This is a genomic window from Streptomyces sp. iso_384, assembly GCF_056172905.1.
In genome coordinates, this window is the sequence record NZ_JBWBTT010000001.1 from 3,483,589 (window position 1) to 3,497,201 (window position 13,613).

The following is a 13,613-nucleotide window of genomic DNA, read 5'->3' on the forward strand; positions in this document are numbered from 1 at the left end:
CCTGACCCCGCGCGAACTCGACCGCACCCTCACCGAGGCCACGGACGCGGCGGCACGTGCCGACGTCGTGACCCTCGTGGTTCCCGACATCGTCCTCGGTGCGGTCTCCGAGAGCTCGTCCCGCTGATGAGGTCCGGAGCCGTCGTCCTGACGGTCGACCCGGCTGCCGCGTACGCCGGACTGCTCCTGGAACGCGAGGACATCCGCTACGCCTGCGCCCACCCCTGCCACCGGTCGGTCTTCCTCGAACGCACGACCAAGGAGGAGCGGCAGGGACGCCTTCGGAGGCATTGCCGCGCCACAGGAATTCGTCGCCGCGTACGAGGGCGGGGACAGGCCAAGCAGGACCTGGCCGAGACCGTGATCCGGTAGATGTACGCGCCGGTCATCGAAGTGCACTGGGTCACCGTCAAGCAGCCAGGCTCTGTCAGGCATCACGGATCGGTAGGGCATCAGCTCCCGTAGGTCAGCCGTGCTGCGGGTTCCGGCGCCTGCGGTGGCTGCCAGCGCGCACTGAAGGCGATGCGCTGCTCGGTGGCCCGCTCCTGCCACTGCGACAGCAGCTCCAGGGCGTCGGGGTGCAGCGGGTGCGTCGACCGAGCGGCGATCTCCTCTGCCAGGGCCGCGCCCCGCTCCCTCACCCAGCCGTCACCGGTGTCCAGGAAGTCCTGGTTCTCCAGGCCAGTGCGCCTTCGGCCGACAGCCGACCGGCCACCTGCGCCGTCCGGCGGTCCATCGACGTCTCCACTCGCTGAGTGAGCAGATGGCGGTGCGCGGGCTCCTCGCCCGGCCTCGTCCACGCCAACAGCCCGTTGGCCAGCACGAGTTCCGTGCGGTCGTGCTCAAGGGCCAGCTGCTGATGCCACGCGTAGACCTTGTCGTACAACGCCCGCAGCGGCCGCTTACGGCGTTCTCGGGCCAGTGCACGGTTGACCGCCCGTTCTGGCGGGGGCAGATTGCCGCCGGGTGGGCGTCTGCGCCCGGCGGTGCCCCAGGGGCCGGGCGGTGGGTGCGGGCCGCGGTCAGGTCGTGGCACCGGCGGCCCGGCAAGGCCGGTGAGATCCACAGCACGTGCCCCGTCGGGTCGGTCACGACCTGCACGTTCACGCCGTGGCGGCGGTGCTTGTGCGAGTAGCCGGCCTGGCTGTCGCCCAAACGGTCGCACTCGGCGAGCATTCCGTCGAGCAGGCCGTACTCCCGGTTCGCTCTCACGCAGGACCTTGAGCAGGCCAGGCGCCTGACCAGCGAGAAGGTTGGTCACAGCGGTGGTGTATGCGTGGGCGGTGCCAACTGAGATGCCGAAGCCGGCCGCGATCTGTGCCAGGGTGTCGTGCTTGCGCAGGTATACCGGAGCGAGCGACGAGCGCGCGTTGGTGCGGCGGGAGCTTGCAGCGGCGGTCACCCTCGCGGGTGACGATGAGCATGGTGACCCACTCGACCAACGCGTGGGGCCGGTCGAGTGCGGCAGGATGAGGAACCAACGAGGCACCTGCGCTGACGAGTTGGGACGTCGAACACCTCCCTCAACAGCGCGGGTGCCTCGTGTGTTGTGGCCCAGTCGCGCAGTCACCCCATCAGTGGCCACTCTGAAGAAGCTCAACGGGCACCGCAAACAAGACTGTTTTACTAACCGCCAGAGCGTGATAAGGAACACAAAGCGATCCGCCTGGACGGCCCCATTCGACTTTTGGCTACGCTCGGCGAGAGTCAATGTTCGTTAATCGGATCTAACGCTCACCTCTGTCGCCCTCAGTGACCAACCCTGAACGGCCTGATCGATTCGGACTGCCTTGATGGCCTCTCGCCAAGGCCTATGGTTTCCTTTAGCGCGCAGCTGATCACTTGGGGGATGACGACTATGACGACCACGCTTTCCGATATGCCGCCGGGAAGTTGCGTAACCTGGGTCCTTTCGGCAGATTAGCTGCACTAACCCCGCCCACTCCCGCCGCCCCTGCAGCCGGCCTTTTCCTCTGCCTCCCGAGCTCCAGAAACATTTTCTGTGAAGGAATAAGTGCCCGCTACAAGTGGCCCTGCGGCGAACGTGCGCGAACTCTGCCTGCGGGATTCCGGCATAGTGAGGGGTAGCTAAAGCGCACCGCAGGTCGGCATCGCGTGACGCGTTCCTCGCCTCAGATCCTGAATGGGGCCAGATTTCCCCTGATTCCGTTTGTGAAATTCGCCCATGGGTCGTAAGGCGTGGGAAGAATCCAGCTGAATCCTCAACAGAGCCCGGGCGGACATTAAATGGGCAGAATGATCTGCCCGAAGTGGCCCTAACTTGCAGTCTCTCAATGAAAGGCAAAAGGAATTATGAGAAGAAAAATCGCAGCGGCAGTTTCAGGTGCTCTCCTCACTCTGCTCGCCTCGACGCCTGCTATGGCTGGTGGAGACATTGACAACCTGTGGGACCCGGCCGCCTGCCATCACCCCAGCACGTCTGCCTACAAGTTCCACCTGTACTACAACTCTGGCCAGAACGGTGCATACCGAAACATCGGATATAACGTCTACAATTTCGATGTTCTTTGGAATGGGAATAATTCGCCTGGCGGCGGCGAGAAACTGCGTTACTGCATAGTGGGGGGAAGCAGGCCGCTCCCCGGTTCCGATCAGCCGGTGAAGAATAACGCAGCATCCGGAACTAATGACCATTACAAGTACAAGGCTCGGGTCCACTTCAACAGCGGATACGGCGGCCCTAAAGATGTCATGAACCCCGGGCAGCACATCGACCGTTTCAGGTACGTCTACAACGAGAACGCCTCCTTCTCCTGGGCCTGATCGAGTTCGAGATCTACAGAAAAGGGACGAAGAAATGAACCTCAGTCGCAAGTTTATTAAGGTGATTACTCCCGTTGCGGCAGCAACAGCAATCGGTGCGGTGGCGTTCGCCTCGTCGGGGATATGGTCGGGTGAGAACGAAGTCCGTTCCCAGCAACCGTCAGAGAGTGCTGAAGGTGCGGGAAGAGCGCCGGAGCAACTCGTAGGTGATGAGGACAATCCGGCCACTTGGCGTCTGCCCGTCGAGGACTACATTCCCCTCCGAGCCGAAGTCCGAACAGTCGCTAATGTGCGAGATGAATTGATCGACGACTGCATGAGTAAATCGGGCTATGAAGATTGGCAGCCCGCGCCTGACCTACCGGACCTCAGCGGCACATCACTGGTTGACCGCCGCTACGGCGTCCATGATCCCGCACTCACCTCTCAGCGGGGCTACCACCCGCCCCTCGCAGTTCAGGAAGCGTATGACGCCGCACTGGAAATCGGGGCAGTCGACAAGTCAGGGTCAGACCCCGGTGCGCTGCGCGCCTGTGTCGAGGCCACCGATGCGAAGGCTCCTGACATCCAGTCAGCTCCGCTGGTGCAGCAGATAGACAGCACCTCCTACGCCGATTCAATGAAGGACCCTGCAGTATTGAATGCCTTCACCAAGTGGTCATCATGCATGAAGGAAAAGGGTTACTCGTACAAGAATCCTCTGGAGCCCATGGATGACCCTCGGTTCGGGCATCCGACCACAGTGACAGAAGCCGAAATCACCACGGCTAAGGCTGACCTGGAATGTCGTGAGCAATTTGATGTAACACGTACATGGTTCGATGCTGAAGCGCAAATTCAGAGTAAGCAGATCAAGGAAAACGCTTCGGACCTAAGGGCGATCCAGAAGGATAACAGGTCGGTAGTTGACAAGTCTGTAAAGATCGCCGCCAAGAACTGAGTAGCCCTGCGGAGGGATACACCCAAGATGAGGTGATGGGCAGCGCCTACCAAATGGCGACGCAGCTTGCTTGGCGTTGGCCTCATCCCAGTGGTGGCGGCCTCAGCGAACGTTGAAATGAACCCACTCTGGAAGCTGCCGTAGCGCCATGCTCGGTGTTCGAGATCGTGACCTCCGCTGCCCTGCTGTCGCGGGGGGCGGGGGCGGGGGGCGGTCCCACCAACCACTGCCCCGACCGTTCCATGCTGACCGGAACCTCCTTCACTAATCCCTCGCTGAGAGGTGCCCGTGGGGCGGCGCCGATTTCTTAGCGGCTTCCTGGGAAACTCATTCACAGAGCTCACTGACGAGGCACGCGCCGTCGCTGACAGAGCGCGGCAAAGTCCGCCTCAATGTACTGAAGATCGCGTCTATCAACACCACGCTCAAAGCAGCACATTCAAATAGCCCCTCCTGGTCCTGGTACATCACGCCTTGGTGCGCGACGATCAGGCACAAGCTGACTGTCCGCTTTCCCATCAACTGCGCGCCATCATGAACCATAACTCGTCATAAGGTGCTGGGGCGAATTGACAACGGGGAGCGACGGGCTATTCGGCTCCATGGCTGGGCTGGCCGTTCAGTCAGTTCATGGGTGCTACACAGCATTCAACGGGGACCTAGCTGTCGCATCATCAGTCGCTGCAGGTGGCCTGGGCGTCACGAGCACTGGAATCATCACACGCACTGTATTCGAAGCCAACAGATGAACACGTGCCGCCAGCAACCAGAGCCCACCGTAATGACGGCTCAGCGTGGCATGCCTACTGAGTGTCAGAGGTCCAGGAACGACCATCGCGGACAGTCACCCTGAGCTGCTACAGCCCACATTCCTATCGCGTAACCGGCAGCAGAAGCGGTCCAGCCGCGAAGTTCTCGCGCTGACTGCAGTCCGCCTCACGCTTCCGCCGAGAATTCCAGGCGGTAGGGATCCCTGAGGTCTGTTTTCAGACCTGAGCGGATCGCCCTTTCAACCCGAGGAAGAATGTGAAGATACCAATAAGACGGATTCGGATGCCGGTTATTTTCGCTCTGGCGACGGCACTAGCCGTGCCGCTCGCCTCGCCCACGCAGGCAGCTGAACCGCAGCCACCCAAAGGCGCAGCCGAGCACCAGGCACCGAGGACTGCGGATGTCGACAAGCCGGAGGCTGTCGCTCCCAAGTATCGGCCATCGCTCTTGGGCTCGGACTACAAAAAGTCCGCCGACACCGTGTTCGCCACCTCCGGTGATGGAACGGGGTTCCATCTCCTTGTCGCGGACGAGGCGGATGGATACGGCTGGAAGACGGCTGCGACCCTTGCCGAGCCCGGATTCGACACTGACACCTGGGTGGGGCAGGCGTGCCTGACCGCCTCCGGGAACCGGGCAGCCGTGGCTTATGCACCGCGCACCTTCACCAACAAGCCTGAGCTGATGGCCCGCGGCGCGTTTGCCGCTGTGGTGGACCTGAAGACCGGAAAGGTCATCAAACTGCCGTTTCAGGCATCCTTGGCCTACTTCAACCCAGGATGCGGATCCGGTGAACAGGCCGTGTTCACCCAACTCTCCTACGAAGGCGACCAGAAGCAGCAGACCCGACTGGTCTCCGTCGATGCCTCCACGGGTAAGGCCGGCACTCCGGTTGCCTACGCCGGGCAAGTGACGTCCGCGGTCCCGGTGAAGGACGGCATCGTCGCTGCCCACGGCAACAAGGTCGTCAAGGCCGAGGCCAAGGGCAAGCTCACAGAGATCATCCGGACACGGCAGGTGCCGTTCGAATTCACCGTGGATGCCGCCGATGGCCTGACCTACATCGACCGGACTGCCACGAAGAGCAGCAAGAAGACCTCCACGAGTTTCGCGCAGCACCTGTCGGCCGAGCAGCTCAAGGCCAAAGAGGCAGAGCCTGTCACCGTCGCCTCAGGTCCTCTGACGGACTGGGACTTGGCTTCGACCGGCCGGGGAACCGTCTTCGTCACCGGCGAGGCCACCACCAAGAGCAAGCTGCCCAAGAACGTCAAGAACCCCGGCGGCATCAGCAAGGGTGCCTCCCTCTCCAGCCACGGGCACGCGGCAGTCACCACCGCCTGGGCAGATGGCAAGGACACCCGCATCCGCCCCGAGGAAGCGGCGACCGAACGGACCGTACGCACCAAGGTCAAGGTCCTCGGCACCAAGAAGACCGTCATGCTCGATGCTCGCCCAGGCAAGAATCGAATCGGCGGACAGAAGGCCGAAGCTCAGGGCAAGGCTGTTTCCCCCGCTCTGCCCAAGCCGAGGAAGTCCACGGAGCGTGCCAAGCCCGCTATCGGTGACGGCGGCGGCATGTCGGCACAGACGATGCGGAGCCAGGTCGTAGCTGCTGCCGCTGATGTACCGAGCGAGGGAGCGGCGGAGCGGACATGTTCCGTCCCGCGTAACGACGTCAATAAGCAGGCGTTCCAGCCGACGCCGCGACAGGTCGAGTGGGCTGCGGATCAAGCCGTCGTCGGGAAGCTCGACCTCTACCGCGGGGCGAACTGGAAGAACACCGGGACAGGCAACTACACCCCGCAGGCCCTGTTCCCGCCGATCGTGCTGGCCGGCGACCCGAACGGCAAGCTCGACACGGAGGACGGCGACAACGACCGCTGGCACATCCCCTCCCAGATCCTCCTCGGCATCACCGCCCAGGAATCCAACATGTGGCAGGCCACCCGCTTCGCGGTGCCCGGGGTGACGGCGAACAGCCTGGTCGGCAACTACTACGGAGTCGACTACGCCCCCGACGGGGCACAACTTGACCCGTGGCGTATCAATTGGGCGGACGCCGACTGCGGTTATGGCATCACCCAGGTCACCGACGGCATGCGCCTGCCGGGCCACAACCAGAGCACGCTGAGCCCGCTGGCTCAGGAGGCTGTGGCGCTGGACTACACCGCGAACATCGCGGCAGGTGCGCAGATCCTGTCGAAGAAGTGGAACGAGACCCACCAGGCCGGGATGACCGTGAACAATGGCCACCCGAAGTGGATCGAGAACTGGTTCTTCGCCCTGTGGGCCTACAACTCCGGTTTCTACCCGACCGCGGACTCCGGTGGGCACTCGGGGGTCGGCTGGACCAACAACCCGGCCAACCCGTTGTGGAAGGCGAACCGCGTCCCATTCCTGCAACATGCGCTGGATGCGTCGAGAGACGACTACAGTCACGCGGCACAGCCGCAGCACTGGCCGTACCAGGAGAAGGTGATCGGCTGGGCGGCCCGCCCGATCTCCGCGATGTTCGCGCCGGGCGACATGCAGGCCGGCTACCGCCCCGCATGGTGGAACAACGTCATCTACCGGGCGACCGCAAAGCCACCGATCGACCTCTTCTGTGACTCCTCCAACTCCTGTGACCCGGGCAAGATCGGCGATAACGACTCCAACGATCCCGGCCAGGGCGCATGCACCCTGGACTCGGGCGACAAGGACACCAATCCACACTGGCTGCACTGCTGGTGGAACAAAGCTGTGGAATGGAAGGACTGCGACAGCGGCGCCCAGTGCGGCTACCAAGTCCACCGCTTCGACACCTCTTATCCAGAGCAGCCGGACGCCAACTCCTACCCGCCGCGCTGCTCCAGCGGCCTTCCCGCCAATGCACTGATCGTCGACGATCTCCCGAACGGTGCGACCCCGGCCGGCTCGCATGACAGAAGCTGTGGTCCGGTGAAATCTGACGGCACGTTCACGTTCAACTTCACCGAATGGAACGGCACCTATCCCGGAAAGATGGACACCCATCAGATCGGTGCCGCTTACCAGAACCATTTCTGGTTCACGCACACCCGGACCCCTGAGTCCCACCCGAGTAATACCGACCGGATGAAGGTCACCGGCACGTGGAAACTCGGGCAGCGCATCACCACCCACGGCGGACAGGCCAAGGTGTACGCGCACATCCCCGACCACGGAGCGCAGACTTCCAAGGCCGAATATCGCATCAAGCACGCTCACGGCACCACTGCTAAGGCGATCTCTCAGGACGCCAACCAGTCAAACAAGTGGGTCGACCTTGGTGCGTACCGGTTCAACGACTCCTTTCCCGAGGTCAGCCTGCACAACTTCAACGGCGGCGACGGCTCCAAGGACATCGCCTACGACGCCATCGCGTTTGTGCCCGGAAAGTACGACGGCATGCCGAGCATAGGGTTTGCAGATCCCAATAAGAACGCTCCGCAGCCAGGGGATATCACCATTCCGCAAGACATGACGCCCGATAACGTAAGTTCGGGGGAACCGGATATTCCCACCCGGCAGAACTTCTCGGAACCGAAATACACGCACGTCCTCTCATGTGCGGCCAAGCCTTTCGGGATCGGGTCAAGTCATAAAGCCTGGGTCAACCGCACCGAAGGGTGCATAAAGGGGCAGTTCGGCTTCATTAAAACGGTGGACGGGCGAACCACCGGAACTGCGACTTTCGACTTCCAGGCCGAGCTGAAGCTGCATGCAGACTCAGTGGGATGGAACACCGCGCTCAAGTTCAAGCTGGCAGTTGCGACCGGGGAAGCGCGCACCCAGCCCATACAGGTCACCGTCAACGACCTCTGCTCTTTGGGTTGCAATAAGAGCGGGCCCCGCACTGACAGCGGGAACGCTCGGTGGCTGTTCAGTGCGGGTGACCGGCATGTTTACTCCATGTCGCAAATTTGGAAATGGGATGAATCGAGCTCTTCCGACCTGCTCTTCCCCAAGTGGGCGATGACCGGAGAAATCGGCGGTACGCGCACTGCGCAGCCAGCGGATATCACCCCCGGCGCTGATGCTCAGATCCGCTGCGACTCAATCGTCCCGCAGTCCTACCCAGGCTGTGTCTTCGATCGCTACACGCCGACCTACGTCATGAATTCTCAGAAATTTCCCGCTGCCGCTGCTCATGCCTGGCTCGTCCAGAACAAGCTCCCCGGTCACTTCGGGAGCAGAGCCCACGGCAAGCCTCTTACATACCTGGGCAGTAACGTCAGGTCGTCGAGCGATCCCACCAAGAAGCAGAGCACTGTCAACCGCGAGGTAATCTGCCCTTCTTCCTGGACGCGGAACCGAGATGCCACCCTATCTCCGGAATTGGACGAAGGCACTCAGCCCGATACTTGGTCCTGTGACGAATTCGCCTTCGCGGCTAGCTACGACAGTGCGGGAATGTCTGGTGGATACAACCCCGTCGACTCTGGTGACGAGTGCCTGCAGACATACGCCAAGAGGGGCAGCAACGGAACCTGGAGCCTTCTGAGTGACCCTCGGTACCCGCTTCCTCGGTGGAATGAGAAGTGTGGTCGTGCCACAATCTCAAATAATCAAAACACCCAGTCCATGCGCCCATTCGGTCAGTTCATCGTCCGAAATCGACTTATGGACAAGGACAAGTACTGGCTTGACCTGAACGGGTTCAATCCGTGATCGCGGACCGTTAAGAAAAGCTGTGTCCCAGAAGCCTCTTGCTTCTGGGACACAGCTTTACGGCAGTGCATCTACCAGGAAATCAGGCCATCACGCACAACAGGGAAGTGCGGTGCTTGGTTCCCCATGACGGTGAAGGGCTGAATTCCCTCCAGGGCATCCGCCACCGTGTCCAGATAATCGGTCAACGACTGAAATGCCAACTCCGGGAAGCTCTCTTCCTCGTATGCGTAAAGTGGTGCAGGAGATTGCCCTCCGGACGCATCGAGGAGTAGGCCGGAGTGCGATTCCTTTTTTCGAAACACCGGGATCCATCCTTCTTTCCAATACTCATAGAGGGAGCCCGGTTCCTGCATGGAAATGCTTGCCTGCCTGTTTCCCGCATAAAGAGAACAAATGCGATCGATGTCGTTAAAAACGAGGGTCGAGGGGAATGGTGAATAGTCCCCGCCTCCGCGAGCGTCGTAAAATGAATTTTCAGTCTCGGTGTGGGAGTTTGCTGTGCTGCCATTGTTGATCAAAAGAATCTGTTTCAACTCTGTTGGCAAGTTGATGGCCATCTGCGTTTCGATGCGACCGATGTGATCTTCGGTAGCGGGTGAGTTCAAAGCATCAGCGTGAGCCGGGGCATGTACGGAGAGCCACCGAGTGATGCGCAACCACGCGACAGTCGTGTTGCTCAATGAGATCCTCACCTTCGGAAGAGATTTCGATGACGCCATCGGGTGTTCCGCCGCCATGGTACTGAGCTTTGGTACTCCAGCAGGAGTTTGCTGTCTGACCTGCCGGGTTGAACCTCCGCCACTGTGAGCTCGATGTCCCTGGCTGGCCCACCTGTTCCGCCCCCTTTTCTCAGGGCCGGCGTGCCGTGGCGGCCAGGAAGGCATGCGCGGGCATGGACAGCGTGATGTGCCGATACCAGTCCACGTAGCGGCGGACTTCGTACTGCTTCCAGGCCGCATTCGTTCTTCGCGGCCTGGAAGCATTCCTCGATCGCCCAGCGCGCCCCGGCGACCCGCACCAGCTCCTGGACGGTGACCTGGAGGGGTGTGTAGGCGGGGTAGTAGTAGGCGCTCTCGTCGGGCTTGCTGATGCTGCGCCGGGCCAGCGCCCACCGCATTCGGTGAGAGACCCCGCCCTGGTGGTCGAACTCGGCGACGGCTGGCAGCCGCACCACTGCACAGTGGTAGACGCGAGGCCACTTCGCGCCGTCGCCGCATGAGATCTTCGCCCACGCTTCTTCCGGGGCCTGCGCGAACAGAGCCGCGCCCCGCGAACAGCACACGCTGAACTGGGACTTTGGGACGGCCGGCACGTAGCCGACACCCGACTGCTCCAGCAGTCGGCGGAATCGGTTGTCCTGGCCGTAGGCGGAATCCGCGGTGACCCAGGCGATGGGCAGCGGCGAGGCGGCGGTCCGCAGCACCATGTGCCGAGCCGGTTCGCCCTTGGTGGCGAACTCCCGCTCGTCGGGAACCCTTGCGGTGCGGCAGCGTTCCCGTCCTCGGTCCAGGACTTCGGCAGGTAGAGCTCGCGGTCGACCAGGGCCCGGCCGCGGGTGGTGGCGTAGGCGGCGAAGACGCCGATCTGGCAGTTCTCGGTCCGGCCGGCGGTTCCGGAGTACTGGCGCTGGACCCCGGCTGAGGCGGTGCCCTTCTTGATGAACCCGGTGTCGTCGACGATCAGGATGCCGTCGGCCTCGCCGAGCTTGTCGGCGACGTATCTCTGCAGGTCGTCGCGGATGTCATCCGGCTCCCACTTCGACCCGGCGAGGAGGTGCTGCAGACCGTCGGGCGTGGGGTGGCCGGCCTGTTCGGCCAGCTGCCAGCTGTTCTTGTGGGCCACCGGGGCGAGCAGCCCGCGTACGTAGTCACGCCTGCGGCGACGGAGCTCCACTCGGCCGAAACGGTGCCCGATGGTCAGGAAGAGATCGTCCAGTGCGAGGTCCCACTGCGCGGCGGCATACTCGGCAATCACCCTCAGAGGCTGCCCCGCCGCTGCCACTACCTGCGGCGTTGTCGCACGAGCGAGGGGCGGTCCCCGTGAAACCGCCCACACGCGATCAAAGCCCCGCTACGCTTCAGCCGCCCCGCGAAACCCGCAGGTCAGACAGCAAAGTCCTGCTGCAGTACTGACGTCGTCTCAGTTGGTGCGGGACTACATTCCGCGGTCTGGGCCGTATGCCTCGCGAGTGGGCTGGCCTGGTCCTGCAGGTGGGTACTCCATCCCCACGGGGCCGGGGTAGAAGGTCGCGCTGTCCCAACCGGTCATCTCCTCACCGACGAGGTGGCGGTACAACCACTCGGCGAAGGTCATGGGGTGTCCGACCCAGTCGCCCTCTGCCCCTTGGACCACCACACCGTCGGAGAAACGGTGGACCGACGAGGCTACGAAGACCGCAGCTCCTTGATCGGTGGCGGCGATGGGTATGAGACCTTCGGTGGTTCCGAAGCTGAGCTGGGGTAGTTGGCAGAAGACGCGAGGATCGTCGTCCGGCCCAGTGATGTAGGACTCCCATCTGCTATCAGCCCAGACTTCTGATGCCGAGCGGATCTCCTCGCCCAGGTTCCACCAGCTTGACGCAGGGTGAGACAGCGTGAGGTGGCCGTTGATCTGCACTGGTGCATACGCGTCGACGATCTGTTTGTAGTCCCCCGGAAGCGTCCTGCCGAGTTCTTCCTCCAGGCTGAGCCAGGCCGCAGGGTCGGCGTAGCGTTCCTCTCCGGGACCCAGCATCGCGAAGACGGCCTGCAGGTAGTCGGTCATGGCGGTCATGCCTCTCGAAGATGCTTGCCGGGAATCGTTCGAGCCAGCATCGAGCACCTTCCCTGTCGACGGCTGATCGGGGTCCTCGTTGTCATGGCATGGAGATGGGGCGGCAACCGGTGCCAGACAGGTTGTGGGAGCTCTTCCTTCGCGTGATGCCCGAGGCGCCTGTGCGTCCGCAAGGCGGTGGACGTCGGCGGGCTGACGATCGCGGAATCCTGGCTGCGATTCTTTTCGTTGCCACCTCTGATTGCACATGGCGGCAGCTCCCACCCATGTTCGGGGCGTCATGGCAGACCGCCCATCGCCGATTCACGCACTGGACCGAAGCCCGCGTTCGGGCCGAACTGCACCGCCTGTTCCTCGACGAACCGGGCGCCCGTGGAGAGTTGGACCGGTCGCGGTGCGCGATCGACTCGGTGAGTCTGCGGGCGGCAAAAGGGGGGCACTGACCGGACCGAATCCGACCGATCGTGGCAAGTTGGGGTCGAAAATCCATCTGATCACCGACCGGAACGGACTGCCGCTGTCGCTCGGCATCTCCGGTGCCAACATGCACGACAGCCAGGGCCTCGAGCCACTCGTGCGCGGCATCCCGCCCATCCGCTCCCCTCGCGGCCCGCGCCGCCGACGGCCCGGCAAGCTCCATGCCGACAAGGGCTACGACTACGATCACCTGCGCAGCTGGCTCCGTGAGCGCGGCATCCGTCACCGCATCGCTCGCAAGGGCATCGAGTCCTCACAGCGGCTCGGCCGACACCGATGGGTGGTCGAAAGGACCGTGTCCTGGCTGGCCGGCTGCCGACGCCTCCATCGCCGTTATGAACGCAAGTCCGACCACTTCCTTGCCTTCGTCGGCATAGCCGCAACCCTCATCTGCCACCGCCGCCTCACCAACTGAGACGACGTCTTAAGCCAAGAGGAATGCGCGGCGCGGATGCTGACCATTTGCTGACCCAGTGAGGGCAGGCGCCCCCCTGACCTGCGGCAATGATGTGCTGACACATGGATGATGTTCTTCGTGACCATGATGTCCGGCATGCTCTACGGAGCGCTTGGCGTCCTGGACGCCGTCCTGCTCTGGCTGCGTGTCGCGGAGACCGCCGTCGGCGCGCTCGGCGCGGTGCTCGCCGTGCTGCTGGTCCTCCCCGTCACCACCCACGCCATCACCGACGCTGGATCCAGAAGGCGCTGCGGTGCGTCCACGCCTGCACGGCCGAGGCGGCCGACCGGCTCGCCGGCTCGACGCTCGTCGACCCGGCCCCCGCGTCGCCGAACGGGAGGTCCAGCTCGGCCGGGTCCAGCTCTCGCTCGCCCCGCTGGTGCACCCTCTGAGCCCGCTGCCGGCCCGTAAGGAGCGCGCCCGCCAGGTGCTCGCGCTGCTGGACGACTGCGTACGCGAGGTACGAGGGCCGGCCTCCATCGCCGCCGACCCGGACGCCTCGCACGACGCGCGGCTGTCGGCCGCGTGCTGCCGCGTCGAGGCGGCAGTCGAGGCGCTCGCCGCACCCGACGGCTCCCGGGGCTTTCATCCGCCCCGTGTTGCCCGCGACCGCCGCTGACCCCGCCCTGGCCCATCTGCACGGCCTGGAGCGCGCCCTCGCCGCACTGGCGGCACCGCTCCAGGGCCGGGGCGGCCGGATACCCGCCGTGGGGCCCGAGCCGGCCTGATCGCGCCCAC

The 13,613-nt window shown here is 63.3% G+C and carries 8 protein-coding genes and 4 pseudogenes; 6 read left to right on the plus strand and 6 right to left on the minus strand.

Features of this window, described 5'->3' with window-relative positions; translation table 11 throughout:
* Nucleotides 1-10 precede the first annotated feature (10 nt).
* A pseudogene (locus AC0VY3_RS15495) lies at nt 11-369 on the plus strand (phosphogluconate dehydrogenase C-terminal domain-containing protein); the annotation flags it as partial.
* Between the two features lie 83 nt (nt 370-452).
* Here AC0VY3_RS15495 and AC0VY3_RS15500 read toward each other — a convergent pair.
* The 3 genes and pseudogenes from AC0VY3_RS15500 to AC0VY3_RS15510 all read right to left on the minus strand — a co-directional run.
* The gene (locus AC0VY3_RS15500) at nt 453-641 is read right to left on the minus strand and encodes a hypothetical protein (RefSeq protein WP_181010984.1); all 189 of its coding nucleotides are present in this window, start codon (nt 639-641) and stop codon (nt 453-455) included.
* Nucleotides 638-886: a hypothetical protein gene (locus AC0VY3_RS15505; protein ID WP_181010987.1), complete on the minus strand. Its 249-nt coding sequence runs from the start codon at nt 884-886 to the stop codon at nt 638-640. Before AC0VY3_RS15505 ends, AC0VY3_RS15500 begins: the two co-directional genes overlap by 4 nt.
* A gap of 21 nt (nt 887-907) precedes the next feature.
* A pseudogene (locus AC0VY3_RS15510) lies at nt 908-1,481 on the minus strand (transposase); the annotation flags it as partial.
* 832 nt (nt 1,482-2,313) lie between these two features.
* Between AC0VY3_RS15510 and AC0VY3_RS15515 the strand changes: the two are divergent.
* From AC0VY3_RS15515 to AC0VY3_RS15525, 3 genes are all read left to right on the plus strand, one after another.
* Nucleotides 2,314-2,784: a hypothetical protein gene (locus AC0VY3_RS15515; RefSeq protein WP_146065913.1), complete on the plus strand. Its 471-nt coding sequence runs from the start codon at nt 2,314-2,316 to the stop codon at nt 2,782-2,784.
* Nucleotides 2,785-2,818: 34 nt separating this feature from the next.
* Entirely contained in the window at nt 2,819-3,724 is a 906-nt protein-coding gene (locus AC0VY3_RS15520) for a hypothetical protein (RefSeq protein ID WP_146065912.1), read from the plus strand.
* A 1,053-nt stretch (nt 3,725-4,777) separates the two neighbouring features.
* Entirely contained in the window at nt 4,778-9,166 is a 4,389-nt protein-coding gene (locus AC0VY3_RS15525; RefSeq protein ID WP_475549815.1) for a golvesin C-terminal-like domain-containing protein, read from the plus strand.
* A 71-nt stretch (nt 9,167-9,237) separates the two neighbouring features.
* Here AC0VY3_RS15525 and AC0VY3_RS15530 read toward each other — a convergent pair whose 3' ends face one another.
* The 3 genes and pseudogenes from AC0VY3_RS15530 to AC0VY3_RS15540 form a co-directional block, all read right to left on the minus strand.
* Nucleotides 9,238-9,849, minus strand: coding sequence for an SMI1/KNR4 family protein (locus tag AC0VY3_RS15530; RefSeq protein WP_181010983.1), 612 nt, complete (start codon nt 9,847-9,849; stop codon nt 9,238-9,240).
* Nucleotides 9,850-10,033: 184 nt separating this feature from the next.
* Nucleotides 10,034-11,143 (minus strand): annotated as a pseudogene (locus AC0VY3_RS15535) (IS701 family transposase); the annotation flags it as partial.
* A gap of 180 nt (nt 11,144-11,323) precedes the next feature.
* Complete coding sequence (locus AC0VY3_RS15540; protein WP_475549816.1) at nt 11,324-11,941, minus strand: SMI1/KNR4 family protein; 618 nt, start codon at nt 11,939-11,941, stop codon at nt 11,324-11,326.
* 95 nt (nt 11,942-12,036) lie between these two features.
* Between AC0VY3_RS15540 and AC0VY3_RS15545 the strand changes: the two genes are divergently transcribed.
* Nucleotides 12,037-12,833 (plus strand): IS5 family transposase gene (locus AC0VY3_RS15545; RefSeq protein ID WP_475551684.1). Its coding sequence is split into 2 segments (ribosomal slippage): nt 12,037-12,379 and nt 12,379-12,833, totalling 798 coding nucleotides; the frame shifts between segments, so codons are not numbered across the junction.
* Between the two features lie 102 nt (nt 12,834-12,935).
* Nucleotides 12,936-13,603, plus strand: a pseudogene (locus tag AC0VY3_RS15550) (FUSC family protein); the annotation flags it as partial.
* Nucleotides 13,604-13,613 lie beyond the last annotated feature (10 nt).

What these genes read in the sequence shown, in the direction of transcription:
- AC0VY3_RS15515 (WP_146065913.1), top strand. Translation starts at nt 2,314, where the DNA reads ATGAGAAGAAAAATCGCAGCGGCAGTTTCAGGTGCTCTCCTCACTCTG.
- AC0VY3_RS15520 (WP_146065912.1), top strand. Translation starts at nt 2,819, where the DNA reads ATGAACCTCAGTCGCAAGTTTATTAAGGTGATTACTCCCGTTGCGGCA.
- AC0VY3_RS15525 (WP_475549815.1), top strand. Translation starts at nt 4,778, where the DNA reads ATGCCGGTTATTTTCGCTCTGGCGACGGCACTAGCCGTGCCGCTCGCC.
- AC0VY3_RS15540 (WP_475549816.1), bottom strand. Translation starts at nt 11,941, where the DNA reads ATGACCGCCATGACCGACTACCTGCAGGCCGTCTTCGCGATGCTGGGT.